Genomic DNA, 26,190 nt, shown 5'->3' with positions numbered 1-26,190 from the left:
CTGACACGCACTTTAGTTCCCGATCCATTTCAAATCAGCGGCGATGGCGCATTCAGCGGGACGCGCTGACCGCACGTGCAGTCATCACCTTTACAAGGTGCGCCCGATACGCGGGCGATCCGTGCAGGTCGCCAATCATTTCATCGGCAGAGACCGTCAAACCATCCAGTGCCGCAGCCGAAAAATCAGATGAAAGCACGTCTTCGGCGTCTTCCCAACGGAACACGCCGTTTTCAGATGCGCCGGTCACGGCAACCTTTACCTGATCTGCGAACCGGGCGACAAAAACCCCCACCAGCGCAAAGCGCGACGCGGGTTGGACGAATTTTTGGTAGCCAGCGACGATCGGTACCGGAAAGCGTATTTGGGTGATAATTTCACCATCGTGCAAAGCTGTCGCAAACATCCCTTGGAAAAAATCATCCGCCGCAATTTCGCGGCGGTCGGTAACGATTGTGGCACCTGTGGCCAGAACTGCCGCTGGATAACAGGCGGACGGATCGTTGTTGGCGACCGATCCACCGATTGTGCCACGGTTGCGCACAGCGGGATCGCCGATGTGGCTGGCCAGATGTGACAGCGCGGAAAAATGCGCCTTGGCCTGTTGGGCAACAGTGTGATGCGTTGTTCCCCCACCGATACACACGTCCCCGGCATCATTTACGCAAACGCCGGTCAATTCGGGAATCGCCGTTAGGCTGACAAGCGTTGCGGGCATCGCCAACCTTGCCTTTAACGCTGGAATCAGGGTTTGCCCGCCACCCAGGATCTGTGCGTCTTCTTTTTCAAGCGCCGCAACGGCATCCGCCAGAGTTGTCGGTTGTTCCATATCAAACGCGTACATCTGAACCCTCCTGAACAAGGTTGCTGACATCTTGACCGGATGCCGCCATCACGGCCTTAACGATGTTATGATAGCCCGTGCACCGGCAAATATTGCCTTCCAGATACGCACGTACCTCCGTTTCGGAAGGCGTGGGGTTTTCCTTTAAAAGCGCGGCAGTCGTCATAATCATACCGGGCGTACAAAAACCACATTGCAATCCGTGATGGTCCTGGAATGCCTGTTGGATCACATTCAGCGTACCATCGGCATTCTCTTGCCCTTCAATCGTTGTGACCTGCGCACCGTTCGCTTCGATTGCGAACATTGTGCATGATTTGACAGCGGTACCGTTCACATCAATCACGCAGGCCCCACATTGGGACGTATCGCACCCGACATGCGTCCCCGTAAGACGCAGATCATTGCGCAGAAAATCCACCAGCAGTGTGCGGTCTTCGACATCTTTCGACACAGATTTTCCATTCACGGTCATCTTTATCGCTGTCATGTGTTCATCCAGTGTTGTGCGTTGCATGATCAGAGTAAATCACGCCGCGCCCCGGTTGAGAACCGCAATCTTGCCCGCGCAACCGGCAGTCATGACAGATATGCGCACATAGTCGTCGGTAAGACTGTATTTCGGTGCCCATTCCCCGCGCTCAAACCGGACATAAACGCGCCCACGGTGATCGGCTTCGTCTATGGCCAGCGTGATCGTTTGATCGGCGGGTCAATGGCCGGGATCGCATCACCGGGCAGCTGTGAAATTTGGGCAGATATAACCCGCAATCTGACCGTTTTTATTTGGCCTTGCGCAGCGTTTGGGTGATCTGCGCCATAATGCTCAGCGCGATCTCTGCCGGGTGCCGCCCGCCAATATCCAAACCCACAGGCGCATGGATCCGCGCAATTTCTTGATCTGTAAAACCGACAGCCTTCAACCGTTCAACCCGTTTGGCGTGCGTGCGCTTTGACCCCAGGCTTCCCAAATAGAAAATTGGCGATTCAAGCGCTGTCACAATTGCCGGGTCATCCAGTTTGGGATCATGGGTCAATGTGACAACCGCTGTACGCGCGTCCAACTTTAGCGATCGCAGCGCTTCGTCGGGCCAGTCTGCCAAAATCACTTCGCCCGGAAAGCGATCTGCGGAGCCAAATGCGGCACGCGGATCAATCAACGTCGGGCGAAACCCGCAAGCACGCGCCATGGCGACCAACGGCTGGGCAATATGGACCGCGCCCACCACAACCAGACGCAGCGGCGGGTTGTGAACCGCCACAAATGTATGGCCGTCTTCCATGACACCCGATTGGTCCAAACGAAAGCGATCAGGATAGCTGGATGCCCCCACTAAGCGCGATCCGCCGCCTGCCAGATCGGTGACATAGGCGACAGGTTCAGCACGGTCACGCGCAGCGACCAAGCGTTCAAGCACATCAATCGGCAATGCATGCCCCACCGGTTCGACCAGAACACGGATTTTACCGCCACATGCCAGCCCCACAGCAAAGGCCTGGTCATCGCTGACACCAAATTCCAGAACCCGCGGCAGACCGTCAGCGATGGCGTCAACCGCTTCGGTGACCACTGCTCCTTCCACGCATCCGCCAGAAACCGAACCCGCCATCGCACCATCCGCATCGACCACCAGTTGGCTGCCAACCGGACGCGGCGAAGAACCCCACGTTTGAACGACGGTCGCAACAGCAACCCCTCGGCCCGCACGATGCCAGTCAAGTGCGGTCATGGGCAGATCATCGTCTATAAAGGTCATTGTTATCCTTACTGTTGCTAGCAATGTGGATTTCCAGGCCGCACAACGCCGAGATTGCAGCGCTTTGACGCGTCTTGCAAGCGCGCTGCGGTGCCAGACCAGACCGCTGACTAATCCTTAGCCAAAAAAAGATCGAAGTCGAAAAAAGGCACCAATGTGATAGAAAACAAAACCATTGACGCCGCACTATCTACAAACACTTTACAGCAGTCTTATTGGTTCACTTCTGTCAGCATTAAGTTGATTAACTCACCCAGTTTTGCCGTATTTCACTTGTATCTCGGGCGCGAGTAAGAAGTTGGTGATGCGATGGTCGACCGGCCCCTGCCTTTTGAGAGTAACTTGTTTGATCTAACGCCAAACGCATGGCTTGGACGCATTGACGACCTGTGCGACCAATTTGGTTTCTTTGAACAGTTAGGGGCGCAACATTGTGCCGGCTTTTTAGAAGCAGGCAACAATCTGATCGTTACATTTGAAAATGCTGAAGATGTGCGCGCGCACAATGCCCGTGCCGAACCGCGTGGCTTTGAGCATGCGCGCTATGACGGTTGGTCGCATCTGTCCATCATGTCATTCACCCAGAGCTGGTTTCGTGACAGCGCCATTTTCGATTTTTTTGACCGCATGGTGGACGACGGGTTTTTTGAGGACTTTGAAACCATTGTTTTTTACGGCGCTGGCGCTGGCGGATATGCCGCTACGGCCTACTGTGTGGCGGCGCCCGGCGCAACGGTACTGGCGCTGTCTCCCCAAGCCACGTTAGCAAGACAGCTTGCGGGTTGGGACTGGCGTTTCATACAGCAACGGCGGAATGATTTCTGTGGAAGATACGGTTTTGCACCGGATATGATCGAAGGCGCCGGACAGGTCTTTGTCGCCTATGATCCCCATGTACACCTTGACGCGATGCATGCCGCCCTGTTCTACAAACCGCATGTGACCATGATGCCCTGCCCTCTTCTGGGGACAAGGATTGATCATGCTTTCGACCGGCTTGGCATCCATGACGTCCTGCTAAGGTTGGCGATGGACGGGTCTTTGGATGCAAAACGGTTCCGTCAACTTCTGCGCGCGCGCCGATACGATGACAGCTATGCGCAATCGCTGATTACCCATCTTACGGACACAGGTCATCGGGACATGGCAAAGGCGATATGTCGCTACAAGGAGCAACGCAGCAAAAACCCGTATTATACCGACGTTTTAGCCGCGCTTTCGGGCGATTAAAGAACGTAAATATCGCGGAATACGTAACGAACGATGTCGGTGCGGGCGATGCCCTTTGCGGCAAGCTCTTCGTCACTTAGTGCTTCAAGGCGACGGACTTGCGGGCTCCGGTCTTGGGCTTCGACAACCCGGTGAAAGGCTGTCGAAATACCGGCTGCGATGAAAGCAAAGAAACCGACGGACGGACGGGACGCTTCTGTGGCTGTGAAAAAGGTCATTGTTTGCTCCTGCAAGGTGCGCTTCTGTTGCACCCATTATAAGTCACAAACGTTGACCTAAAAATAGCCAATGCTGCAATGCCGCATTGCACTGGCCGCATAGCATCAGGCGGCGTTGTTTCGCGCGTCCAGCACTTTCTTGATCGCGGAAATAATGCGCGCGCCAAAATAACCCAAAACACCACCGGCAGTGACCCAAAAGGCTGTGCCGCTGTAAAAAATGGCTGCGGCAATACCTGCGCCCAGCATCGCAACCATAAACGCCACAAGCCGCTGCTCGGAGGGGGCTATCACGATATGATCTTTCAGCATTCTGGTCAGCGGCGCCGCAACCAGACTGTCAATTTGCGGTGTAAAAAAACCTGCGGCGACGGCGATGATGAAACCAATCATGGTATTTCTCCGGTTATAAGCAAAAGTTAACAGTTTATATCAATATCTCTGTCGCAGACTACAAGTACTATCATAAATCCTATGGTCATGAACGGCGCAAACGTGTAACTCGGCAACATGCCTGAAAGAGATTTGACCACACTTACGATCCGCCGCCCTGACGATTGGCACCTGCATCTGCGGGATGGAAATATGCTGCGTGCGGTGCTGCCTGAAACGGCGCGCCATTTTGGCCGCGCCATCATTATGCCGAACCTTGTTCCGCCAGTGGTGACCGCCGCACAGGCCGCCGCATACCGCGACAGAATTATGGCGGCCCTGCCGGGCGACATGCGGTTTGAACCGTTAATGACGCTGTACCTGACGGAAACTACCGACCCTGCCGATGTGCGCGCAGCCTTTGAAAGCGGGGTCGCAAAGGCGGTCAAACTTTATCCTGCAGGCGCCACCACAAATTCGGCGTCGGGCGTGCGCGACTTTGAAAAAGTCCGCCCCGTTCTGGATATGATGGCCGAAATCGGCATGCCACTTTGCGTGCATGGCGAAGTGACCGACAGCCACATCGACATCTTTGACCGCGAAGCCGTATTCATTGATAAAGTACTGAACCCTTTGCGCAAAAAAGTCCCCGACCTGAAGATTGTGATGGAACATGTCACGACCGAGGACGCCGTGGACTATGTGCGCGATAATCCTAAAAACCTCGCTGCCACGATCACGACCCATCATTTGATCATCAACCGCAACCATATTTTGGCTGGTGGCATCAGGCCGCATTATTACTGCCTACCCGTGGCAAAACGCGAAGCGCACCGGGTTGCTTTGGTACAGGCTGCCATATCGGGAGATAAACGTTTCTTTCTAGGGACTGACAGTGCGCCGCATACCGATCCGGCCAAACTTCAGTCGTGTGGTTGTGCTGGGATATTCACAGCCCCCAACACCATCTCGTGCCTTGCAGAAGTGTTCGAAGCAGCCCGTCAGTTAAAAAAGCTAGAGGCGTTTACGTCGCTCAATGGCCCTCGGTTTTATGGCCTGCCCCCAAATGAGGACACTATCACATTACGCAAGGGCGACCCGGTGTCGTATCCCGCATATATCGCCACAGTCGACGGTCCGGTGACGGTTTTTGATCCCGGTTTCGAACTGCATTGGCACGTAGAACCATAAGACCCGGCCCCTATGGGCGTGTATTTTTGACAAATAAGAAACAATAGGTTCGTGCCATGATCCCGACATCTTTCCCCACCAAAGAAGAAATCGCCCGCCTGACAGCAAGCATGCTGATTGAAATCGGCGCAATTGATTTCAACGCGACCGATCCATTTGTCCACGCGTCCGGCAAGCAAGCCCCTACGTATGTCGACTGTCGCAAGCTAATCTCATATCCCCGTATCCGCGCAACGCTGATGGACTTTCTCGCCGTGTCGATCATGCGCGAGGCCGGCTTCGAGGCGTTTGACAACATTGCTGGGGGTGAAACAGCCGGCATACCGTTCAGCGCCTTGATTGCGGAACGTCTTGCCCTGCCAATGACCTATGTGCGCAAAAAACCCAAAGGTTATGGCCGCAATGCCCGCATCGAAGGTGTGATGACCGAAGGTCAGCGTGTCCTACTGGTCGAAGACCTGACAACCGATGGCGGATCGAAACTGTCGTTTGTGGATGCGATCCGCGAGACAGGGGCCACCTGTAACGCAACTGCCGTGATCTTTTTCTACGGGATTTTTGATGGGGTTGAACAAACGCTTGCCGATCATGGCGTGCAGTTGATCAGCCTGTGTACATGGTGGGATGTGTTGGCCGAAGCCAAAGCACGCAAGGCCTTTGACCCGCAGACCCTTGCAACGGTTGAGACGTATTTGCGTGACCCTGCTGCCTGGAAACCTGCGTAAACTTAACCACAGCCTGTGGATAGTTCGTCCTAAATACGGTGGTTGTGCAACCCACAGCCACCGCTATGTTGATTTTATCTGCGCACCTGCTTGGGTCGTAGAAAGTTATCCCACCTTATCCACATGCAAAGGCAGTACCCATCGTACGTGCGCATTGCTACAACACACCCTTGATTGGTGAGAGACAGACATGAACGAGATTACTGCATTCAATCCAACCGGTGTCGCAGAGGCCAAGCTTGACTTGATGCCCCACTCGATCGAGGCAGAACAGCAGCTGTTGGGTGCTATTCTTACCAATAACGACATCTTCGACCGTGTGGCCAGCCTGATCGGTCCCAAGCATTTTTATGACCCCGTCCATGCGCGCATCTTTGAAACAGCGGCCAGCCGCATTTCAAAGAACATGCTGGCCAGCCCGGTCACCCTTAAGACCTTTATGGAAGACGACGAGGGCCTAAAAGAACTGGGCGGCCCCCCCTATCTGGCACGCCTCGCCGGTGCCGCGATTTCGGCCTTTGCCGCGCGCGACTATGCCCAAATGATTTACGATCTGGCGACACGCCGCGAGTTGATCCAATTGGGCCGCAATATCGCTGACAAAGCCGCCAAGCTGGATGTCGAAAGCGAACCCAAAGAACAGATCGTCGAAGCCGAACAAGCCCTTTACAGCCTTGCTGAACAAGGCACATCCGAACAGGGTTTCCAAAGCTTTCTGCGCGCCGTCACCGAAGCCGTCAATGTGGCCAACACCGCCTACCAACGCGAAGGCGGGCTGGCGGGGATCTCGACGGGTTTGATCGATATGGATAAAAAGCTTGGGGGATTACACAAATCCGACTTGCTGATTTTGGCCGGGCGTCCGTCGATGGGGAAAACCTCGCTGGCCACCAACATTGCATATAACATCGCCAAGGCCTATCGCCGCGGCACCTTGCAAGATGGCAGCGAGGGCGCGATTGACGGCGGTGTCGTCGGGTTCTTTTCCCTCGAGATGAGCGCAGAACAATTGGCAGGCCGGATTTTGGCCGAAGCGTCCGAGATTTCATCGCATAAAATTCGTCAGGGCGACATGACCGAAGGCGAATTCCGCCGCTTTGTCGATGCCGCCAAAAGCCTTGAATCCTGCCCGCTGTTTATTGACGACACCGCAGCAATTCCGATCTCGCAACTGGCCGCGCGCGCACGCCGATTGAAACGCACACACGGGCTGGATGTGCTTATCGTCGACTACTTGCAGCTGGTACGCGGCACGTCGGACAACCGGGTACAGGAAATTGGCGAAATTTCGATGGGCCTGAAGGCAATTGCCAAAGAACTGAACATCCCTGTCATCGCGTTGTCCCAGCTATCACGTCAGGTGGAAAGCCGTGAAGACAAGCGCCCGCAACTTTCCGACTTGCGGGAATCAGGGTCGATCGAGCAGGACGCCGACGTCGTTATGTTTGTGTACCGTGGTGAATATTATACCGAGCGTGAAAAGCCCGAAGATTCCAACCTTGAAGCCATGGGGGCTTGGCAGGAAAAAATGTCGAGCCTGCACGGCAAGGCCGAAGTGATCATCGGCAAACAACGCCACGGCCCCATCGGCACCGTTGAACTGGCCTTTACTGCCGAATTCACCCGCTTTGGCGATCTGGTGAAACCATGGCAAAGTGGTGCAATTGAGGAATATTAGGCTGTGCTAAACCGCCAATGCGGTCGGGCGCAACGCGATGTTGCCGCACCTGAGGCAACCGCCCCCGATCCGGCGACCCCAAGCGCGTATTCTTGGGGCGGGCGAACCGAAACCGATGCACCGCGTCTTTCCGCACAAGCAAGGACCGCACGACCACCCCAAAAGGGCGGCGTTTTTCCGCCGTTTCCATGACGTTGTGCCCCAAAAGCATCTTTTGGCGCGATACTGTGATGCGGCGATTGTTTAACCACTTGCCCGACCGCCTGCCCCCTGCCAAAAGGTCGACATGAGTACTGGACGCCTGACTATCGACCTTGACGCTGTCGTCGCCAACTGGCGCGCGCTGGACGCCATGACAAATTGCAAGACCGCTGCGGTGGTCAAAGCTGACGCTTACGGCGTTGGCGCAGAAAATGTGGGCAAGGCCCTGTTCAAAGCCGGTGCGCGAAAATTCTTTGTGGCCGTCGCAGAAGAGGCCGTTGTCTTGCGAACGGCGCTTGGGCCTGGGCCGGAAATCTCGGTTTTTTCGGGGCATATGCGTGGCGACACCGATCTGATTCGCGAACTTAACCTGACCCCGATGCTCAATTCTGTTGAACAGATGACGCAGCATTTCGAAACGCTGCCCGGCCACCCGTTTGGCATCCAGATTGATACGGGCATGAACCGCCTTGGGATGGAGCCAGAGGAATGGGGCGCGGTTGCTGACCTGGTACTCTCGCAAAATCCGACACTGGTCATGAGCCACCTGTCATGCGCGGACGAACCGGACCACCCGATGAATCCGCATCAATTAGCCATTTTTAAGCAGCTGACTGACGGCATTTCTGTGCCGCGGTCACTGTCGGCGACGGGCGGCATCCTGCTCGGCACCGACTACCATTTTGATCTGACACGCCCGGGCATCGGTCTTTATGGCGGACATCCATTTACCCAAGCCACGCCGGTCATCGAACTTGATCTTCCGGTCGTGCAAATCCGGGACGTGGCCGCAGGCGAAGTTGTCGGTTACGGCAACAGCTGGCAAGCCGAGCGTCCGTCGCGGATCGCAACCGTGTCCGGTGGCTATGCGGACGGGCTGATGCGCGCGTTGTCCGACAAGGCAACACTGTTTCACGGCGATATCCCCTGCCCTGTTGTGGGCCGCGTATCGATGGACCTGATCACAGTGGATGTCACAGATCTGCAAGACAGCCCCGAACGGTTGAATTTGATCGGACCGAACCAGTCGGTGGACGATCTGGCCAAGGTTGCCAATACCATTGGCTATGAAATCCTGACGCAATTGGGCGCACGCTATCACCGGCGTACATACGGTAAATAGATGTTGAACGTGCTACGGGTCGCTAATCTGGCGCTCTTGGTGCTGTTTCCGATTGCGTGGTTTGCCCCGTTGATGCGGGCCGGGTTGCTGCCGTTGTTCGGACTAAGCGAAATCAGCGTCATTTCCGGTATGCAGGCTTTGTGGGAAAGCGATGTCGCACTGGCACTTCTGGTGACGTTCTTTGCGCTTTTTGCACCTTATCTGAAGACGATCGGGCTGGCGTTGATTCATTTCAACATGATGCGCCGCAAAGTGCTGCCCGCGCTTTCTTGGCTGGGAAAGCTGGCGATGGCAGACGTGTTTCTGGTCGCGCTTAATATCGTGGTGATCAAGGGCGTCGGCTTTGGCAAGGTCGAAACAGCGTGGGGCCTGTATCTGTTCACGGCGTGTATCCTTGCGTCGCTTGCCATCTCTTTCTTGACGTCAAAGCACGTTCAAAAATCGAAATTCCCCGCCTAACGGGAATACAACCGATTATTTCCCCGTTTCTCCGCGCGCGGTATCACGTTCATGTGATCTATCGATCTCACATGGAGGAATCATCGTGAAAAAAGAAATCGCGGAATTCATCGGTACTTTCACACTTGTTCTGTTTGGCTGCGGTGCAGCAGTTATCGCTGGCCCAGATATCGGATTGACCGGCATCAGCTTTGCATTTGGTCTTGCACTGGTTGGGATGGCTTATGGTATCGGCCCGGTGTCAGGCTGTCACATCAACCCTGCTGTATCTCTGGGCGCGGTGGCGGCTGGACGCATGACGATGCCGGAAGCGATCCGTTATATCGTTGCGCAGGTTGCTGGCGGTATTGTTGCAGCCTTGGTCCTGATGATCATTGCAACGGGTAAGGCAGACTATTCTGTTGCGCAAAACGGTCTTGGTCAAAACGGCTGGGGTGCGGGATATCTTGGCGAATACAATATGGGCGCAGCATTTGTGTTCGAAGTGGTCGCCACGTTCTTGTTTATGGTCGTGATCTTGGGGTCGACAGGCAAAGGCGCATCCGCCGGGTTTGCAGGCCTCGCGATTGGCTTGGCGCTGGTTGTGATTCACCTTGTCGGCATCAATGTAACTGGTGTTTCAGTGAACCCTGCGCGTTCCATCGGGCCAGCGTTGTTCGCCGGGGGCCATGCGATTTCACAGCTTTGGCTGTTTATCGCAGCACCGATCATTGGCGCTGTTGGTGCCGGTCTGTTGTTCAAGACCGGTAAGCTCGACGCGTAAGTACAAAACAGGTATGGCCGCCCGATATTGTGGCGGCCATACAGTTACCCATTGCCGCACACCACGATCTGGGCCAAAAGGTGAACATGGCAAAAGAACTTACTTTCTCCTGCTCGGCATGTGGCGCGGCCTTTGGTAAGTGGTCCGGGCAATGTGATGCGTGCCAAGCTTGGAACACAATTACCCAAAGCAAAGCCCTGTCCAGCGGCCCCAAGGGGAAATCACTGGGCAGTATGCGCGGCAAACCGATCCCGCTGACCGACCTTGCGACCCAAGAAGCCGAACCACCGCGCACAAATGCCGGGGTTGCCGAACTTGACCGCGTTTTGGGTGGCGGTTTGGTCAAAGCATCGGCACTTTTGGTGGGTGGGGATCCGGGAATCGGCAAATCCACGTTGCTGTTACAAGCTGCTGCGCGATTTGCACGTAACGGACTAAAGGTCATTTACGTGTCGGGCGAAGAATCCAACGCCCAAGTCCAAATGCGGGCCCGCCGTCTAGGGTTGGAAAACAGCCCTGTTCTGTTGGCCTCTGAAACGAATTTGCGTGACATCCTGACGACGCTTGAGGTTGAAAAACCTGATCTGGCGATCATCGATTCTATCCAGACCATGTGGGCCGACAATGTCGACAGCGCCCCCGGTAGCGTCAGCCAAGTGCGATCATCAGCGCATGAGCTGACAACATTTGCCAAACGCAACGGCATGTCCGTCATCATGGTCGGGCATGTCACCAAAGATGGCACGATCGCCGGTCCGCGCGTGGTTGAACATATGGTTGATACCGTGCTTTATTTTGAAGGCGAACGCGGCCATCAGTTCCGTATTCTACGGTCTGTCAAAAACCGGTTCGGTCCTGCGGACGAGATTGGGGTTTTTGAAATGACCGGCAAAGGGCTGGCAGAGGTTAAGAATCCTTCTGCGCTGTTTTTGTCAGAGCGCGGCAAACCAGCGCCCGGTTCAGTCGTCTTTGCGGGCATTGAAGGCACCCGACCGATGCTGTGCGAGATACAGGCACTTGTGGCACCTTCGCCACACAGTCAACCGCGGCGTACGGTGGTCGGATGGGACGGTGGACGGCTTGCAATGATCCTTGCCGTCCTCGAATCCCGCTGTGGTGTCCCCTTCACCGGATTGGACGTTTATCTCAATGTAGCAGGGGGTTTGCGGATCAATGAACCTGCTGCGGACCTCGCAGTTGCGGCGGCACTGATGTCGGCGCGCGAAGACGCGACACTCCCCGCAGAGGCTGTCATTTTCGGGGAAATCAGCCTATCGGGCGCACTGCGTCCGGTGTCGCAAACGGAAAATAGATTGAAAGAAGCGCAAAAACTTGGTTTTACAACAGCAATTGTCCCGCAACAGGCTAAACAGCCAGCGGTGTCTGGCTTAATCTTGCGTGAAGCGACTGATTTGGCCGGATTTGTAGAAGACGTATTCGGCGCAAGATAGCGCCCGAGCAGGAGACAGACCATGGAAGGTTTCACACTTGTCGACGCGGGCGTCGCCGGCATAATCCTCCTATCAGGCATTTTAGCCTACAGCAGAGGCCTTGTCCGCGAGGCACTTGCGATCTTGGGGTGGATCGGCGCCACGATCGTCGCGTTCATCTTTGCAGACCAGGTTGAACCTTTGGTCCGCCAGATTCCCATTTTGGGCGACTTTATTGGTGACAGCTGCGAATTAGCGATCATTGCGGCCTTCGCTGCGGTGTTTGCAGTCGCTTTGGTAGTCGCCGCGATTTTTACGCCCCTGTTTTCGAGCGTTGTACAACGGTCTGCGATTGGCGGCGTTGATCAGGGGCTCGGGTTTTTCTTTGGCGTTCTGCGGGGCATCTTGTTGGTGGCGGTTGCATTCTTTGTGTACGACACCGTGTTTGCATCCCAGGAATTTCCCGCCATTGACGACAGCCGCTCTGCACAAGTTTTCGCGCAGTTGACCGGACGGATCGAAAACCAAAATCCGGAAGAAGCATTGGGCTGGATCAAAGAACAATATCAGCAGCTGGTCGGTAGCTGCGGCGCGCCTGCTGAATAATTAAAGCGGCTTCGGGTCGTATCAAAGTCACCGCCACGTGCGGTGACTTTTTCGTTTGCGTGGCCAAAAACCAGCCGATGCGACGCAATCTAAAATTTTCATGCCATAAAGTTATGATCGTTTCGTGACACTGCCCGCTTGAGCGACTAAGAGGGGGCATCAAACCCTAATCGGATTCGGAGCTGCCCCCTTGTCCAGCCAAATGCCCCCCGCCCATCCTTTTGACGATGATAAACTGCGGGAGGAATGTGGCGTTTTTGGCGTTGTCGGCGTGACCGATGCATCAAACTTTATCGCACTCGGCCTTCACGCGTTGCAACACCGCGGTCAGGAAGCCGGCGGAATTGTCACACATGACTTTTCGACCGGCTTTAATCAGGCCCGCCGCATGGGGCTGGTCCGCGATAATTTCACCTCTGCCGAGATGATGGCCCAACTACCCGGCCCGATCGGTATCGGGCATGTCCGCTATTCCACCGCAGGCAACAAAAGCCAGCAAACTGCCATCCGCGACGTTCAACCATTTTTTGGTGAATTTTCGATGGGTGGCGCCGCGATTGCCCATAACGGGAACATCACGAACGCCCTCGCCTTGCGCAAAGAATTGATCGAGCGCGGATCGATTTTCCAATCCTCGTCGGACAGTGAATGTATCATCCACCTGATGGCCCGGTCGATGGGACGCACGATACCCGACCGCATGGAAGAGGCGTTGCGCAAAGTCGAAGGCGCGTTTTCCATCGTTGCGATGACCCGGACCAAATTGATCGGCTGTCGTGACCCGCTGGGCGTACGTCCGCTGGTGCTTGGCAAGGTTGGCGATGGCTGGGTGCTGTCGTCGGAAACCTGCGCGCTTGATATCATCGGCGCAGAATTGGTCCGTGAAATCGAACCCGGCGAAATGGTCGTGATCACCAAAGACGGCGTCCAAAGCCATTTTCCATTCCGTCCGGCAAAGTCGCGGTTCTGCATCTTTGAACACGTGTATTTTAGCCGCCCTGACAGTATCTTGGGCGGTCGCTCTGTCTATGAAAACCGCGAGAATATTGGCCGCGAGCTGGCCAAGGAAGCCCCGGTTGAGGCAGATCTGGTCTGTCCTGTACCCGATAGCGGGACACCTGCGGCAATCGGGTATTCGCTGCAATCAGGGATTCCCTATGCCATGGGGATCATCCGGAACCAGTATATGGGCCGGACCTTTATCGAACCGTCCGAAAGCATTCGTAACATGGGTGTGCGGCTCAAGCTGAACGTGAACCGTGCGCTGATTCGCGGCAAGCGGGTCATCTTGGTCGATGACAGCGTGGTCCGCGGCACAACAAGCCGCAAGATCAAGGAAATGATTCTGGATGCCGGTGCCGCCGAGGTCCATTTCCGGATTGCGTCGCCACCAACCGCGTGGCCATGTTTCTACGGCGTCGACACCCCGGAGCGCGAAAAACTGCTGGCCGCCACAATGACCGAAGACCAGATGCGCGACCATTTGGGCGTCGACAGTCTGAAATTCATCTCACTGGACGGGCTTTACCGCGCTGTTGGTCAGGCCGAAGGCCGTAACCCCAAATCCCCGGCCTATTGCGACGCCTGTTTTTCAGGTGAATACCCGGTCCCACCACGCGATATGCTGGAAAAAGGCTTTAAGGCGAAAATCGCGGCAGAATAACCAGTACGGGTCGCATGTCGCAATTTTTGGTCGCAGGCATGTGAGCGATCGCAACCAATTTGTTACAATGCCTGTGTAATTGGTCGCAAACTTTACGGAGCACGCCATGACCACCGTTATCCATCACAACCCTGCCTGCGGCACCTCGCGCAATGTTCTGGCCGTGATCCGCGCGAGTGGCACCGAGCCAGTGGTGATTGAATACCTGAATACCGGCTGGACACGCCCACAGTTGCTGGCGCTTTTTGCCGCAGCGGGTTTGACACCGCGCACCGCACTGCGCACCAGCAAATCCCCTGCCGAAGAGCTGGGGTTGCTTGATCCGAACGTGTCCGACGACGCGATCCTCGATGCCATGCTCGCGCACCCGGTTCTGGTCAACAGGCCGATCGTCTGCACCCCCAAAGGTGTGGCCCTGTGCCGCCCATCCGAAGCGGTGCTGCCGCTGCTGGAAATCCCGCTGACGACCCCCGTCTATAAAGAAGACGGAACGGAAATTATTCGTCCGTAGCAAAGCCGCCGGTCGCGCTCTCGATAACGTTACGTTGCAGGGGTTTCGTGCTGATCAAACCCGTGTCATGCGCTATGCGAAAGCAATCGACACGGTACACACCAATGACAGACCAAACACCCGCCAATGTCGCGGCATCAGCAACAGAAACCGGCGTTCTGACGATGGACAACCTCACTGTGATTGGGGTGATGGATGGCGGCGAAACGCCCGCCGCGTTGGTGCGTTCTAGCGAAGGCGAAATTGTGCGGGTCACCCCCGGAGAGATCGTTTTTGGCGTGCTGTTTGCAGCCATCGGCGATGATCAGGTGGTGCTGACCGATTATGCCGGAACCCAGCATGTGTTGACCGTTCCGCGCAGCTAGGTCTTGACCTTGTGCGCGGTTCACAGCAAACCGCAGACATGACAAAGATAGCTCTGATCACTGGCGCGTCACGCGGCCTTGGGGCGGCTCTGGCCAAAGCGCTGGCGCCAACTCACCATATCATCGCCGTCGGCAAAACTGTCGGCGCGCTTGAGGAATTAGATGATGCCATTCAGGCAGCAGGCGGTCAAACGACGCTTGCGCCAATGGACATCACCGTTGACGCGGCCATGCAGCAGTTGTGCCGCAGCGTTTTTGACCGGTGGGGTAAGCTGGACCTTTGGGTCCATACCGCAATCCATGCGGCCCCCTTGGCACCTTCGGGGCATATCGGCCCGAAAGACCTGACCAAATCCATCGCAATCAATATCGAAGCCACTTCGCGGCTGATATCGTATGTCGCGCCGCTGCTGGGTCTAACCGGCCAGGCGGTATTCTTTGACGACCCACGCAGCGGCGAGAAATTTTTCGGCGCTTATGGTGCAACCAAGGCCGCACAAATTGCGCTCGCGCGCAGTTGGCAGGCAGAAACCGTCAACACGGGGCCAAAGGTACAGGTTTTATCCCCTGCGGCGATGCCAACCGCGACACGTGCGCGATTTTTCCCCGGTGAAGACCGCAGCGTCTTGATGGACCCCAATCAAGAGGCCGCCCGGCTTCTGCCGCAGATCATTGGCGGCTAGGTCGACATAAACGCCCACCAAGCCAGCATTTTCCGCGACATCCTACCGCGAACTTGAGTCCTTTGCGCCACAACTAGTAAATCGCGGGTCCGACAGCGGACCTGCGGCTTGCCGCCCCGTGTTTGCTCGCCTAGGAACAAGCTGGACGACGAGGGAACATGTCAATGCGCATTCTGATCACCAATGACGATGGTATTAACGCACCGGGCCTGAAAGTGCTGAGCGCGATCGCGCAGGAGATCGCAGGACCCGAAGGCGAGGTTTGGACTGTCGCACCGGCGTTCGAACAATCTGGTGTCGGCCATTGCATCAGCTACACGCATCCAACGATGATTGCGCAACTGGACGACCGCCGCTTTGCCGCAGAGGGGTCACCTGCGGACTGTGTGATTGCCGGGCTTTACGACGTGATGAAAGATGCGTGGCCCGATCTGGTATTGTCAGGTGTCAACCGCGGCAACAATGCGGCTGAAAATACGCTTTATTCCGGGACAATCGGCGGCGCAATGGAAGCAGCCCTACAAGGTATCCCCGCGATTGCACTGTCCCAATACTATGGCCCCGCAAATGCCAGTCTGGCAGATCCCTTTGATGCGGCGGTGAAATACGGGGGGCGCGTCATTCAATCTTTGCTCTCGCCTTCGCTGTGGGATCAAGAAGATTATCGCCTGTTTTACAACGTCAACTTTCCACCAGTCGCGGCCGCAGATGTCAAAGGCACCGTCGCAACAAGCCAAGGGTTTCGCACCAATAGTGATTTTACCGCCGAGGCCCAGACATCCCCAACCGGGCGTAAATTCTTGTGGGTCCGAAGCGGGCCACAGCACGAACCCACTGCCCCCGGCACCGATGCCGCCGCAAACCTTGATGGGTATATTTCCATCACGCCGATGCGCGCGGATTTGACCGATTACAAAATGATGTCCGCTTTGAAGGCGGTGTTAAAGTGACCTTTGACGCCGCAACCAAGATGCAGTTTGTCTATGCTTTGCGCAGCAAGGGGATTACCGATACCCGCGTGCTAACCGCGATGGAACAGGTTGACCGCGCCGCCTATGTCAAAGGTATTTTTGCCGATCGCGCCTACGAGGATATGCCGTTGCCGATTGCATGCGGGCAAACCATTAGCCAGCCATCGGTTGTCGGACTTATGACCCAAGCATTGCGGGTTACTGCACGTGACAAGGTCCTAGAGATCGGAACCGGCTCTGGTTATCAGGCGGCGATACTTAGCAAATTGGCGCGGCGCGTTTACACCATCGACCGCTTCAGAAGCCTGGTACAAGCGGCGCGCACGACTTTTGACGAACAGGGTATCAGCAATATCACCAGCTTTACTGCGGACGGCAGCCACGGGCTGATCGAACAGGCCCCATTTGATCGCATTCTGTTGACCGCCGCAGCAGAAGACCCGCCCGGCCCCCTGCTCGCCCAGTTAAGGGTCGGTGGGATCATGGTTTTACCGGTGGGGCAATCGGACACAGTCCAAAGCCTGATCCGCGTCACCCGGCTGGAACATGGCTTCGACTATGACGAATTGCGCGCAGTGCGGTTTGTGCCCTTGCTAGAAGGGCTGGGACAAGAGTAAACTCTAAAAAAAATGAGGTACGCTCTTGGCAACAAGAGACGGCCAGTCATAAGGAGCGGTAAGATGGCCCATGGGCGAAGCACAGTGCGACAGGTTTTGATGGCAGGGGTGGCGTTGGCCGCCCTCGGTGCATGCGACGACTTCGACCCCGATGTGCGCGGCATTGGCAACGGGTTTGATACGTCAAATTCCGTTCTAAATATGCCCAATCGGCCGCGCCCGGATGACCGCGGTGTCATTTCCTATCCCAATTATCAGGTTGTGGTTGCGCGGCGCGATGACACCATTCGCGGGATCGCAATCCGGCTTGGGCTCGATGCTAACGAATTGGCATCGTACAACGGGATTGAACCCGATGTCATCTTGCGGCGGGACGAAATTATCGCTTTGCCTTCGCGGGTTGCAGAACCCTCCGGACCCAGCGCTATAACCCAGCCCTTTGATGTGGCTGCGGTCGCGACCACTGCGCTTGACCGCGCAGAGGCAAGTGGCGGCGCGGTCACTGCCACACCTTTGGAACCCGTCACAACCGCGGCGGCCGTGCCAACGACACCAGCTGCGGCCCCTGCCGGCGCAGAACCGATCCGCCATCAGGTGGCGCGCGGCGAAACTGCGTATTCCATATCGCGGCTTTATAATGTGCCAGTCACGGCGATTGCTGAATGGAACGGGCTGGACAGCGCCTTTACCATCCGCCAAGGGCAATTTTTGCTGATCCCGCAGGGCGGCACACGGCCAGCCGCGACGCCGCAGCCTGTCAGCGCACCCGGCCAAGGCACAGTGACACCCGTCCCCCCCAGCGCAGCAACACCACTGCCCGCTGCACCCGTCGCGACGGCACCTGTTGCCGCACCTGCAGCGCCGGATCTGGGAACCAGCACACCTGCGCCCGCCACCAGCAGCACGCGGATGGTCGCACCGGTTCAAGGCAGCATCGTGCGCGCCTATGCCCCGGGCCGTAACGAAGGTATCGATATCGCGGCCCCTGCAGGCACTGACGTGAAAGCAGCAGATGCAGGCAGCGTGGCGGCCGTGACAGCCGATACCAATGGCGGCTCTGTCGTTGTCATCAAGCACAGCGACGGTCTGCTGACGCTTTATACGCAGATGGACCGCTTGACCGTGGCCAAAGGCGATACGGTGAGCCGGGGACAAACAATTGGTAAGGTGCGTGCAGCAGAGCCAAGCATCCTTCACTTTGAAGTCCGTCGTGGCCTGCAGAGTGTCGATCCAAGCGATTATCTGCCGTAATCGCGCTTGTGTCGTAGGGTGGATAGGGGTCCACCCTATGACAGGCGTACCCCACGGCGACCTGCCAAATCCGTAAAGAACTGCCATGCCACGCGGCCCGACCGGCTGCCGCGTGTCGCCTGCCATTCGATCGCGTCGGCGCGCAGCGTCGCATCGTCAATAGCGATCCCATATGCGTCACAATACCCACGGATCATCGCAAGATAATCATCCTGATCACACGGATGAAACCCAAGCCACAATCCGAACCGATCAGAAAGCGATACTTTTTCCTCGACGGCTTCGGCGGGTGAGATCGCTGTGGATCGTTCGTTTTCGATCATATCGCGCGGCATCAGGTGGCGACGATTTGACGTCGCATACAGCACGACATTTTCTGGCCGCCCTTCGATCCCGCCGTCCAGAACCGCCTTTAGCGATTTGTAATGCGCATCATCATGGCCAAACGAAAGATCATCGCAAAACAGGATAAACCGTTCGGATGCATCCCGTAGCAGGTTCAGACAACGGCCAATGCTGGGCAGGTCTTCGCGCTGTACCTCGACCATCTTAAGCGTCGGATAATCTGCCTGCAAAGCACCATGTATCGCCTTGACAAGGCTTGATTTTCCCATCCCCCGCGCACCCCAAAGAAGCGCATTGTTGGCTGGCATTCCCGCCGCAAACTGTGTGGTGTTGGCCATCAGGGTATCACGTGACCGATTGATACCGATTAACAGTTCGACTGGCACGCGGTTCACCTGCGGCACGGGTACCAGACGATCCGGGTCCGGATGCCAGACAAAGGCCGTCGCGGCGTCAAAATCTGGTGCCCCCAAGGGCGGCGGACGCATCCGTTCCAGCGCGTCCGCTATCCGTTTCAGGGTTTTCTTGGTCACTTTGGCGCGTCCTCGTCCGCACCGTCACCGTGGATTTCATCGTCCCACAGGCCTTCAGCACGCAGCTTGGCTTCGCGTATACGCTCCACCCGAGCGACCAACTGAATGGATATTTCGTACAAGCCATAGACAACGACGAACAAAATCACCTGACTGATCACATCGGGCGGCGTTGCGACCGCTGCCATGATCAGGATGCCAACCACGGCATATTTGCGTGTGCCACGCAAACCACGGGCAGATACCAGCCCCGCCTTCCCCATCAGGGTCAACAAGACCGGCAGTTGGAAACATAATCCAAAGGCCACAATGAATTTGATCGTCAAGTTAAGGTAGGCCTTGGCAGAACCCTGGAACAAGATACCCGCCGCTTGTGTCGCACTGTCTGTCCCCGTTTCAAGCGTACCTGGCTGTTGAAACCCCAGAAAAAATCCGAAGGCCAAGGGTGTGATCACGAAATACGCGAACGCTGCGCCAAGAAAGAACATGAACGGTGACGCGATCAGGAACGGCAGAAACGCGCCCTTTTCGCTTTTGTAGAGGCCCGGCGCCACAAACCGCCACAGTTGATAGCTGACCATCGGAAACGACAGCATCAAACCACCCAACAAAGAGATGGAAATCGCAACAAAAAAACCTTCTTCCAGCGCAATGAATTGCAGGTCGCAGGCCTGACCGCGTGCGGCAAGCGCGTCACACAGCGGATATGTCAGAAAGTTAAACACCGGGTTCCAGACCGTGAAACAAATGATCATGCCCACGATAAATGCGAGCAGGGATTTGATCAGTCGCGACCGCAGTTCGGTCAGATGTTCGATCAACGGCGCGGCGCTGTCTTGGATTTCGTCAGTCGCGCTCATTCTGCTTCACCCTTGGGATTTTCTGCCACGGCTGCCTCTGCGGCCTCACGGGATTGACGGTCGGTTGCCGCCTTCGCCATTGCGTCGCTCATCTTTTCTTTGACGGCCTGGCGTTCCGGCGACAGCGGCGTGGCCGGGGCTTTGGTCATCCCGGTCGCTTCTTTGATCTTGTCGACACCAAATTTTTGCGGGTTGGCGGCGGCTTTGATCGTCTTTGAAATGTCGTTCACGCCCGCTTCGTCGGCGGCCGCTTCCATCGCACGGGAAAATTCGCGCGCCATGCCGCGGGCCTTACCAGTAAACTGCCCCAAGGTGCGGAACATTCCTGGCAAGTCTTTCGGCCCGATCACAATCAGGGCCACGATGCCAATCAGCACCATTTCGCTCCAGCCAAGGCCAAACATGAACGATTATCCTTCTAAGACTTTAAACTTTGTCTTTTTCTTCATCCGGTGTCACATCGCGCGCAGACGCCATGCTGTCGTCGATTTCCTTCTTGCCGTCATCAACACCTTTTTTGAACGCGGTGATGCCTTTACCGACTTCGCCCATCAGGCTGGAAATCTTGCCACGGCCAAACAGCACCAGCACGACAACGGCGATGAGTAGAAGGCCCGGCAGGCCAATATTGTTCAACATTTACTTTCTCCTCTGGCGGGCCACTGACCCGTTTTGTCATTCGATCCCTTTACAAATACGGCGCGTCGACGGCCATGGAAAGCGGGAAATGCGCATATTGACGCTGCGAAGATGCCTTTTTTAGAAGGGTTTACGCGAACTTGTGACAAAAACTTGTCAGTTGACAGAAAATTGTCAAAACTGTCCCGAATCGAAAGGAACCCGATGCGCCGCGCCGACCGACTAATGCACCTTGTTCAGCTATTGCGGGATGGAAACCTGCACCGCGCCCAGACCCTGTCTGACGCAGTGAACGTGTCGTTGCGCACCATCTACCGCGACATGGAAACGCTTGCGGCGTCTGGCGTCCCGATCGAGGGAGAGCGCGGGATCGGTTACCGTGTCACCGCAGCAATCACCCTGCCCCCGCTGAATTTGACAATGACGGAAGTTGAGGCGCTGCATATTGGCCTGAACGCGGTCGCCTTAAGCGACGACAAAGACCTGTCACAGGCCGCAAGGGCACTGGCTGCCAAACTGGACGCTGTCATGCCCGAAGACCGCAGTCGCGCCCCTGCAAGTTATGGGTTTGCGATTTATCCGTTCGCGGATGCCGCACGCGGATTTCAGCACCTGCCAAAATTGCGGCAGGCCATTCGCACCCGGCAAAAGCTTGCGATCACCGTGCAAGGCAGCGAACGGACGGTGCGGCCCTTGCAGTTGGATTACTGGGGCCGGCTGTGGACCTGCATTGTCTGGTGCGAAAACGCAAAGGACTTTGACGAACTGCGCGTTGATCAGATTGCGGTTCTTCGCATCCTTCCCAGTCTTTTTGTGGATGAACACGGAAAGTCCCTGGCCGATTTTCACGCGCGGTGCGTGCGCACGGGGCTTTAGTACGTGGCCCCCGCCCGCTGCCCCCTTGGGCAGTCGTTTTGACACAGACCCGCAAACCCTTGCCCATGTGAATGCGGCGCACCTTACCAAAAGCGCGCCGCATCTTTATTCTTCACCGGAAAACCGGCGCTGGAAATGGTATGTGCCGCTACCAACCAAGAGCTTTGCGCAGCATATTCAACGCCACAATGATCAAAAATATCCCGAAAATCCGCTTGAGCGGTTTTGGGTCCAGACGGTGCGCCAGTGCTGCACCAAAGGGCGCTGTGATCAGTGTCATGGCGACAATCAGACCAAATGCCGCTAAGTTGACCGCGCCCACCGTGAATGGCGGCGCAATCGCCATATCGACAAACAAGAACCCGGCAACCGACGGCACGGCGATTATCACACCAAAACCTGCAGCAGTCGCCACCGCCCTGTGAATTGGAATACCAAACAGCGTCATCGTGGGCACCCCGAAAGACCCGCCGCCAATGCCCATCAATACCGATAGAAATCCAATCAGTGGCGACAGGACGGCACGCTTGATGCCCCGCGGCATCTGCGCACCCAGACGCCAGTGACTTTGGCCGAATGTCATATAGAGGCCCACGGTGATCCCAAGGCCGCCAAAGATGCTTTGCAAAACCACCGACCGCAACGATGACACGACCAACACACCAATCAGCGCCCCAATGGCAATCCCGGGCGCCCATGTCTTAAGAATGTCCCACTCCACGGCGCCCTTTTTATTGTGGGCCATGACCGACCTTGTTGAGGTCACAATAATTGTCGCCAGCGATGTCCCAAGGCACATCTGCATCAGCTGGGAACTGTCATACCCCAAAGCGCTAAAGGCATAGTAAAAAGCTGGCACCAAGATGATACCGCCACCGACCCCCAAAAGTCCGGCCAGAACGCCTGCAAAGGCACCGATGACCAGCAGCATCACTGCCATTTGAATAAGAAGCATAGTATCGGGCATTAGACTGACCTTTGATAGTTTGGTTTGCATCGTAGTAGCGGATGCGCACTGGTGCGGCTAGCCGCATAAAAACCGCTATTCTGGTGTTGCGAAAGCCGTCACAAATTCCAATGCATCCAGAATAACCTGAGGGCCAGCATTGTCTTGATGCACATTCTCGGACAAGTGACGACGCCAGCGGCGCGCCCCGGGCAATCCTTGAAACATGCCCAGCATATGCCGTGTAACTTGCCCCAAGCGGCCACCCTGTGTCAGATGGTTTTCCACATACGGCAGCATTTCGTGCACAACTTGCGCAGCCGTTTTTTCACGGGGATCGTCGAAAATGCGGACGTCAGCCCGAAGCAATACGTCACAGGGATTATGGTAGGCCGCACGCCCTATCATGACACCATCCATGCCGCGGTCCAACAGGTCTTGTGCTTGATCCAAGGTTGCGATGCCGCCATTGATCGACAGGTTGAGATGCGGGAATATTTCCTTCATCTGTAGGACAAGATCATAGTCCAGCGGCGGAATATCCCGGTTTTCCTTCGGGCTTAGCCCCTGTAGCCATGCCTTTCGCGCATGCACGGAAAACCGGTCAACACCGGCTGCGGACACGCGCGTCAAAAATTCCGGCAGCGTCGTCGCGGGGTCCTGATCATCAACGCCGATGCGGCATTTGACAGTGACGGGCACATCGACAGCCCGGATCATTGCGGTGACGCATTCGGCCACCAGTTTGGGGTCCTCCATCAAGACAGCCCCAAAGCTGCCCGATTGCACCCGATCAGACGGGCACCCGCAGTTCAAATTGATTTCTGAATACCCGTAATCCGCCGCGATACGCGCCGCTTCGGCCAGTTCCGCGGGGTCTGACCCACCCAGTTGCACAGCAACAGGCTGCTCTGCGCTATTAAAACCAAGCAAACGGTCACGATCACCGTTGATCACGGCCGGTGCTGTCACCATTTCGGTATAAAGCAATACATGACGCGACATCAATCGATGCAAATATCGGCAATGCCGGTCGGTCCAATCCATCATGGGTGCAATGGACAATCGCGCTGCCGCAGTGGCTGCGTTGTTGGGCATTCCTCATTCTCCTATTGGTCCACGATCCGGTTGCGGGCACTTGTTGCACACATACTGCACATAAATTGACGCAGTCCAGCCCCCCGAAGGGCAACATATGGTCAAGTGGTGGTCAGTTTCATTCACATCATCGCCATATGGCGATGACTGTATCAGCGATCAACACCGCTGCATTGCGCGCTGCTGCGGTGCGTCGCGCGATTGATATCTCTCAATCCATCAGCACACATCTTTGGCAAAACTTTTTCTATACGGAACCCAACTGCGCGCAGTCAGGATGATCAAGATGACCCAACACCGCATCCACAAGGCAACGCAGACGTCGAATATGACTGACTATGATGCGACAAAAGACAGTTTTACATGGCAAGATGCGCAATCAAATCTGGACGGTTTGCCCGGCGGCCACCTGAATATTGCCCACGAGGCCATTGATCGCCACGTTACCGCAGGACACGGCGCACAGGTCGCCCTGCGTTGCATTGCCAAATCGGGCGTGCGCAAGGATTTCACGTACGAAGAAATGCAACACCTATCCAACAAGTTCGCAAATGTGCTGCGCGCCCATGGTTTGCAACCCGGCGATACGGTCTATACTTTGCTGGGCCGTATCCCAGAGCTTTATATTGTGGCGCTTGGTGCACTGAAGGCTGGTTGCGTATTCTGCCCGTTGTTTTCGGCCTTTGGTTCAGAACCGATCAAGGCCCGCATGCGCATCGGCGGTGCCAATGCTCTGATCACAACAACCCAACTTTACAAACGCAAGGTCGCGGGTATCAGACGTGATATCAATACCTTACGCCATGTATTTACCGTTGGCGGTGCGGTTGCCGATACCGTCGACCTTGCGCCACTTATGACGGACGCAAGCGCCGATTTTGACACTGAACTGACAGCGCCAGAGGATACTGCCCTTGTTCATTTTACGTCCGGCACCACAGGCAAGCCCAAGGGTGTCGTGCATGCGCATCAGGCCGTTGTTGCACACGATACGACGGGTCGCCTCGCGCTCGATTTGCGGCCCGGTGACATCTATTGGTGCACGGCTGATCCCGGTTGGGTTACGGCGACGTCCTACGGGATCATTGCTCCGCTCACCAATCGCGCAACATTGATCGTCGATGAGGACGCGTTCGATGTCGCGCGGTGGTACGACATTCTGCAAACCGAAAAAGTGAACGTCTGGTACACCACCCCGACCGCCATTCGTATGCTGATGCAAGCCGGAACCAAAGCCATCGGCGACCGGGTGTTTGCGCAACTGCGCTTTATGGCAACCGTGGGCGAACCCCTAAACCCCGAAGCCGTCATGTGGGGCATTAAAACATTCGGCATGCCCTTCCATGACAACTGGTGGCAGACTGAAACTGGGGCCATTATGATCGCCAATTACGCGTCGATGGATGTCGAGCCGGGATCAATGGGCAAGCCCCTGCCCGGTGTCATCGCGAGCATTGTCGAAGTGTCGGGCGATCAGGTCACCGAACTGACCGAACCGATGATAATGGGCGAACTTGCCCTGCGCCCTGGCTGGCCGTCAATGGTGCGCGGATACCTGCACGAGCAGGCGCGTTACCAGAACTGTTTGAAGGACGGTTGGTATCTTAGTGGTGATCTTGCGATGCGCGATGCAGACGGGTATTTCTGGTTTGTGGGGCGCGCGGATGACGTGATCAAAAGCGCTGGTCACCTTATCGGACCTTCCGAGGTGGAAAGCGCGTTGATGCAGCACCCCGCCGTGGCCGAGGCAGCAGTGATCGGCCTTCCTGACGAAACCGCGGGGCAGCTTGTCAAAGCCTATGTCACCCTTAAATGCGGCACCAAGGCGACCAATGCATTGCGCCTTGAACTTATGGGATACGCCCGCAGGCTGCTTGGCCCCGCCATCGCCCCAAAAAACATCGCCTTTCGCCAAAACCTGCCCAAGACCCGCAGCGGAAAGATCATGCGTCGCATGCTGAAGGCGCGCGAAATGGGATTGCCGGAAGGGGACATTTCGACGCTGGAACGTGACGAAAGATAAAATGCACACCAAACTCCGCCTTGATGCAAGGCATGTTCGAAGACAAATGTGCCAAACCCTATAAACCGCCCCCGCGTTGCGACGTCTGTCGAACGATCGGGGCTATGGGAGCGCGCAAGCGCGTGCCGTTCATCTGACCGCCGTCGCGCTGTCGCTTGGCGTGACTGTCATCGGCGCGGGCGCCTCCCCGTTGCGTGCCGCGCCTTAAGATC

General features: G+C 56.3%; 29 protein-coding genes. 18 read left to right on the top strand and 11 right to left on the bottom strand.

Annotated features, from left to right (window positions below; all coding sequences use genetic code 11):
* Positions 1-52 precede the first annotated feature (52 nt).
* From ACXJGX_RS11785 to ACXJGX_RS11775, 3 genes are all read right to left on the bottom strand, one after another.
* Positions 53-844, bottom strand: a complete 792-nt coding sequence (locus tag ACXJGX_RS11785; protein WP_474781834.1) for an FAD binding domain-containing protein — start codon at positions 842-844, stop codon at positions 53-55.
* Entirely contained in the window at positions 831-1,334 is a 504-nt protein-coding gene (locus ACXJGX_RS11780) for a (2Fe-2S)-binding protein (protein ID WP_474781832.1), read from the bottom strand. Before ACXJGX_RS11780 ends, ACXJGX_RS11785 begins: the two co-directional genes overlap by 14 nt.
* A gap of 292 nt (positions 1,335-1,626) precedes the next feature.
* On the bottom strand, positions 1,627-2,601 hold the full coding sequence (locus tag ACXJGX_RS11775; RefSeq protein WP_474781830.1) for an XdhC family protein: 975 nt from the start codon (positions 2,599-2,601) through the stop codon (positions 1,627-1,629).
* A 309-nt stretch (positions 2,602-2,910) separates the two neighbouring features.
* Here ACXJGX_RS11775 and ACXJGX_RS11770 point away from each other — a divergent pair, with 309 nt between their 5' ends.
* On the top strand, positions 2,911-3,831 hold the full coding sequence (locus ACXJGX_RS11770; RefSeq protein WP_474781828.1) for a phosphoadenosine phosphosulfate reductase: 921 nt from the start codon (positions 2,911-2,913) through the stop codon (positions 3,829-3,831).
* Here the strand turns inward: ACXJGX_RS11770 and ACXJGX_RS11765 are convergent.
* Entirely contained in the window at positions 3,828-4,049 is a 222-nt protein-coding gene (locus tag ACXJGX_RS11765) for a DUF1127 domain-containing protein (RefSeq protein WP_474781826.1), read from the bottom strand. The two genes, ACXJGX_RS11770 and ACXJGX_RS11765, sit on opposite strands and share 4 nt — an antisense overlap.
* A gap of 105 nt (positions 4,050-4,154) precedes the next feature.
* Positions 4,155-4,442, bottom strand: coding sequence for a hypothetical protein (locus tag ACXJGX_RS11760; protein WP_474781824.1), 288 nt, complete (start codon positions 4,440-4,442; stop codon positions 4,155-4,157).
* Positions 4,443-4,559: 117 nt separating this feature from the next.
* Between ACXJGX_RS11760 and pyrC the strand changes: the two genes are divergently transcribed.
* The 15 genes from pyrC (at position 4,560) to ACXJGX_RS11685 (ending at position 18,658) form a co-directional block, all read left to right on the top strand.
* Positions 4,560-5,612, top strand: coding sequence for a dihydroorotase (gene pyrC / locus ACXJGX_RS11755; protein ID WP_474781822.1), 1,053 nt, complete (start codon positions 4,560-4,562; stop codon positions 5,610-5,612).
* Between the two features lie 56 nt (positions 5,613-5,668).
* The gene (locus ACXJGX_RS11750; RefSeq protein ID WP_474781820.1) at positions 5,669-6,337 is read left to right on the top strand and encodes an orotate phosphoribosyltransferase; all 669 of its coding nucleotides are present in this window, start codon (positions 5,669-5,671) and stop codon (positions 6,335-6,337) included.
* Between the two features lie 190 nt (positions 6,338-6,527).
* Positions 6,528-8,015: a replicative DNA helicase gene (locus tag ACXJGX_RS11745; protein WP_474781818.1), complete on the top strand. Its 1,488-nt coding sequence runs from the start codon at positions 6,528-6,530 to the stop codon at positions 8,013-8,015.
* A 286-nt stretch (positions 8,016-8,301) separates the two neighbouring features.
* On the top strand, positions 8,302-9,339 hold the full coding sequence (gene alr, locus ACXJGX_RS11740) for an alanine racemase (protein WP_474781816.1): 1,038 nt from the start codon (positions 8,302-8,304) through the stop codon (positions 9,337-9,339).
* 9 nt (positions 9,340-9,348) lie between these two features.
* A complete protein-coding gene (locus ACXJGX_RS11735; RefSeq protein ID WP_474781932.1) occupies positions 9,349-9,798 on the top strand; it encodes a paraquat-inducible protein A in 450 nt (149 codons plus the stop codon).
* Between the two features lie 82 nt (positions 9,799-9,880).
* Complete coding sequence (gene aqpZ / locus ACXJGX_RS11730) at positions 9,881-10,561, top strand: aquaporin Z (RefSeq protein ID WP_474781930.1); 681 nt, start codon at positions 9,881-9,883, stop codon at positions 10,559-10,561.
* Positions 10,562-10,647: 86 nt separating this feature from the next.
* Positions 10,648-12,012, top strand: coding sequence for a DNA repair protein RadA (gene radA / locus ACXJGX_RS11725; protein WP_474781814.1), 1,365 nt, complete (start codon positions 10,648-10,650; stop codon positions 12,010-12,012).
* Between the two features lie 21 nt (positions 12,013-12,033).
* Entirely contained in the window at positions 12,034-12,597 is a 564-nt protein-coding gene (locus ACXJGX_RS11720; RefSeq protein WP_474781812.1) for a CvpA family protein, read from the top strand.
* 202 nt (positions 12,598-12,799) lie between these two features.
* A complete protein-coding gene (purF, locus tag ACXJGX_RS11715) occupies positions 12,800-14,260 on the top strand; it encodes an amidophosphoribosyltransferase (RefSeq protein WP_474781928.1) in 1,461 nt (486 codons plus the stop codon).
* Between the two features lie 106 nt (positions 14,261-14,366).
* Entirely contained in the window at positions 14,367-14,771 is a 405-nt protein-coding gene (arsC, locus tag ACXJGX_RS11710) for an arsenate reductase (glutaredoxin) (RefSeq protein WP_474781810.1), read from the top strand.
* A 104-nt stretch (positions 14,772-14,875) separates the two neighbouring features.
* Positions 14,876-15,136, top strand: coding sequence for a hypothetical protein (locus ACXJGX_RS11705; RefSeq protein ID WP_474781808.1), 261 nt, complete (start codon positions 14,876-14,878; stop codon positions 15,134-15,136).
* 38 nt (positions 15,137-15,174) lie between these two features.
* The gene (locus ACXJGX_RS11700) at positions 15,175-15,819 is read left to right on the top strand and encodes an SDR family NAD(P)-dependent oxidoreductase (RefSeq protein WP_474781806.1); all 645 of its coding nucleotides are present in this window, start codon (positions 15,175-15,177) and stop codon (positions 15,817-15,819) included.
* Positions 15,820-15,983: 164 nt separating this feature from the next.
* Entirely contained in the window at positions 15,984-16,769 is a 786-nt protein-coding gene (gene surE, locus ACXJGX_RS11695; RefSeq protein ID WP_474781804.1) for a 5'/3'-nucleotidase SurE, read from the top strand.
* Complete coding sequence (locus ACXJGX_RS11690) at positions 16,766-17,407, top strand: protein-L-isoaspartate(D-aspartate) O-methyltransferase (protein ID WP_474781802.1); 642 nt, start codon at positions 16,766-16,768, stop codon at positions 17,405-17,407. Before surE ends, ACXJGX_RS11690 begins: the two co-directional genes overlap by 4 nt.
* Before the next feature lie 63 nt (positions 17,408-17,470).
* The gene (locus ACXJGX_RS11685) at positions 17,471-18,658 is read left to right on the top strand and encodes a peptidoglycan DD-metalloendopeptidase family protein (RefSeq protein ID WP_474781800.1); all 1,188 of its coding nucleotides are present in this window, start codon (positions 17,471-17,473) and stop codon (positions 18,656-18,658) included.
* Positions 18,659-18,693: 35 nt separating this feature from the next.
* Here ACXJGX_RS11685 and ACXJGX_RS11680 read toward each other — a convergent pair whose 3' ends face one another.
* The 4 genes from ACXJGX_RS11680 to ACXJGX_RS11665 are packed head-to-tail and all read right to left on the bottom strand — an operon-like array spanning position 18,694 to position 21,035.
* A complete protein-coding gene (locus ACXJGX_RS11680; RefSeq protein ID WP_474781926.1) occupies positions 18,694-19,491 on the bottom strand; it encodes an ATP-binding protein in 798 nt (265 codons plus the stop codon).
* 41 nt (positions 19,492-19,532) lie between these two features.
* Positions 19,533-20,396, bottom strand: coding sequence for a twin-arginine translocase subunit TatC (gene tatC, locus ACXJGX_RS11675; protein ID WP_474781798.1), 864 nt, complete (start codon positions 20,394-20,396; stop codon positions 19,533-19,535).
* The gene (gene tatB / locus ACXJGX_RS11670) at positions 20,393-20,800 is read right to left on the bottom strand and encodes a Sec-independent protein translocase protein TatB (RefSeq protein WP_474781796.1); all 408 of its coding nucleotides are present in this window, start codon (positions 20,798-20,800) and stop codon (positions 20,393-20,395) included. The genes tatC and tatB overlap by 4 nt, the downstream gene beginning before the upstream one ends.
* 22 nt (positions 20,801-20,822) lie before the next feature.
* Positions 20,823-21,035 (bottom strand): twin-arginine translocase TatA/TatE family subunit, encoded by a 213-nt coding sequence (locus tag ACXJGX_RS11665; RefSeq protein ID WP_474781794.1) that lies wholly within the window; start codon positions 21,033-21,035, stop codon positions 20,823-20,825.
* A 204-nt stretch (positions 21,036-21,239) separates the two neighbouring features.
* Between ACXJGX_RS11665 and ACXJGX_RS11660 the strand changes: the two genes are divergently transcribed.
* The gene (locus tag ACXJGX_RS11660) at positions 21,240-21,911 is read left to right on the top strand and encodes a helix-turn-helix transcriptional regulator (protein WP_474781792.1); all 672 of its coding nucleotides are present in this window, start codon (positions 21,240-21,242) and stop codon (positions 21,909-21,911) included.
* A gap of 148 nt (positions 21,912-22,059) precedes the next feature.
* On the opposite strand, the gene ACXJGX_RS11655 is transcribed toward ACXJGX_RS11660, so the two are convergent.
* Together ACXJGX_RS11655 and dusA are read right to left on the bottom strand one after the other, a co-directional pair.
* The gene (locus ACXJGX_RS11655; protein ID WP_474781790.1) at positions 22,060-22,878 is read right to left on the bottom strand and encodes a sulfite exporter TauE/SafE family protein; all 819 of its coding nucleotides are present in this window, start codon (positions 22,876-22,878) and stop codon (positions 22,060-22,062) included.
* Positions 22,879-22,953: 75 nt separating this feature from the next.
* The gene (gene dusA, locus ACXJGX_RS11650; protein WP_474781788.1) at positions 22,954-23,955 is read right to left on the bottom strand and encodes a tRNA dihydrouridine(20/20a) synthase DusA; all 1,002 of its coding nucleotides are present in this window, start codon (positions 23,953-23,955) and stop codon (positions 22,954-22,956) included.
* A 286-nt stretch (positions 23,956-24,241) separates the two neighbouring features.
* Between dusA and acsA the strand changes: the two genes are divergently transcribed.
* Positions 24,242-25,978 carry an acetate--CoA ligase gene (acsA, locus tag ACXJGX_RS11645; protein WP_474781786.1) on the top strand — a complete coding sequence of 579 codons (1,737 nt, stop codon included), beginning with the start codon at positions 24,242-24,244 and terminating at the stop codon, positions 25,976-25,978.
* Positions 25,979-26,190: the final 212 nt, after the last annotated feature.

The sequence above is a fragment of the Yoonia sp. SWMV100 genome (genome assembly GCF_056108365.1).
The sequence above is the reverse complement of the archived record's forward strand: the minus strand, read 5'-3'. Positions and strand labels throughout refer to the sequence as shown.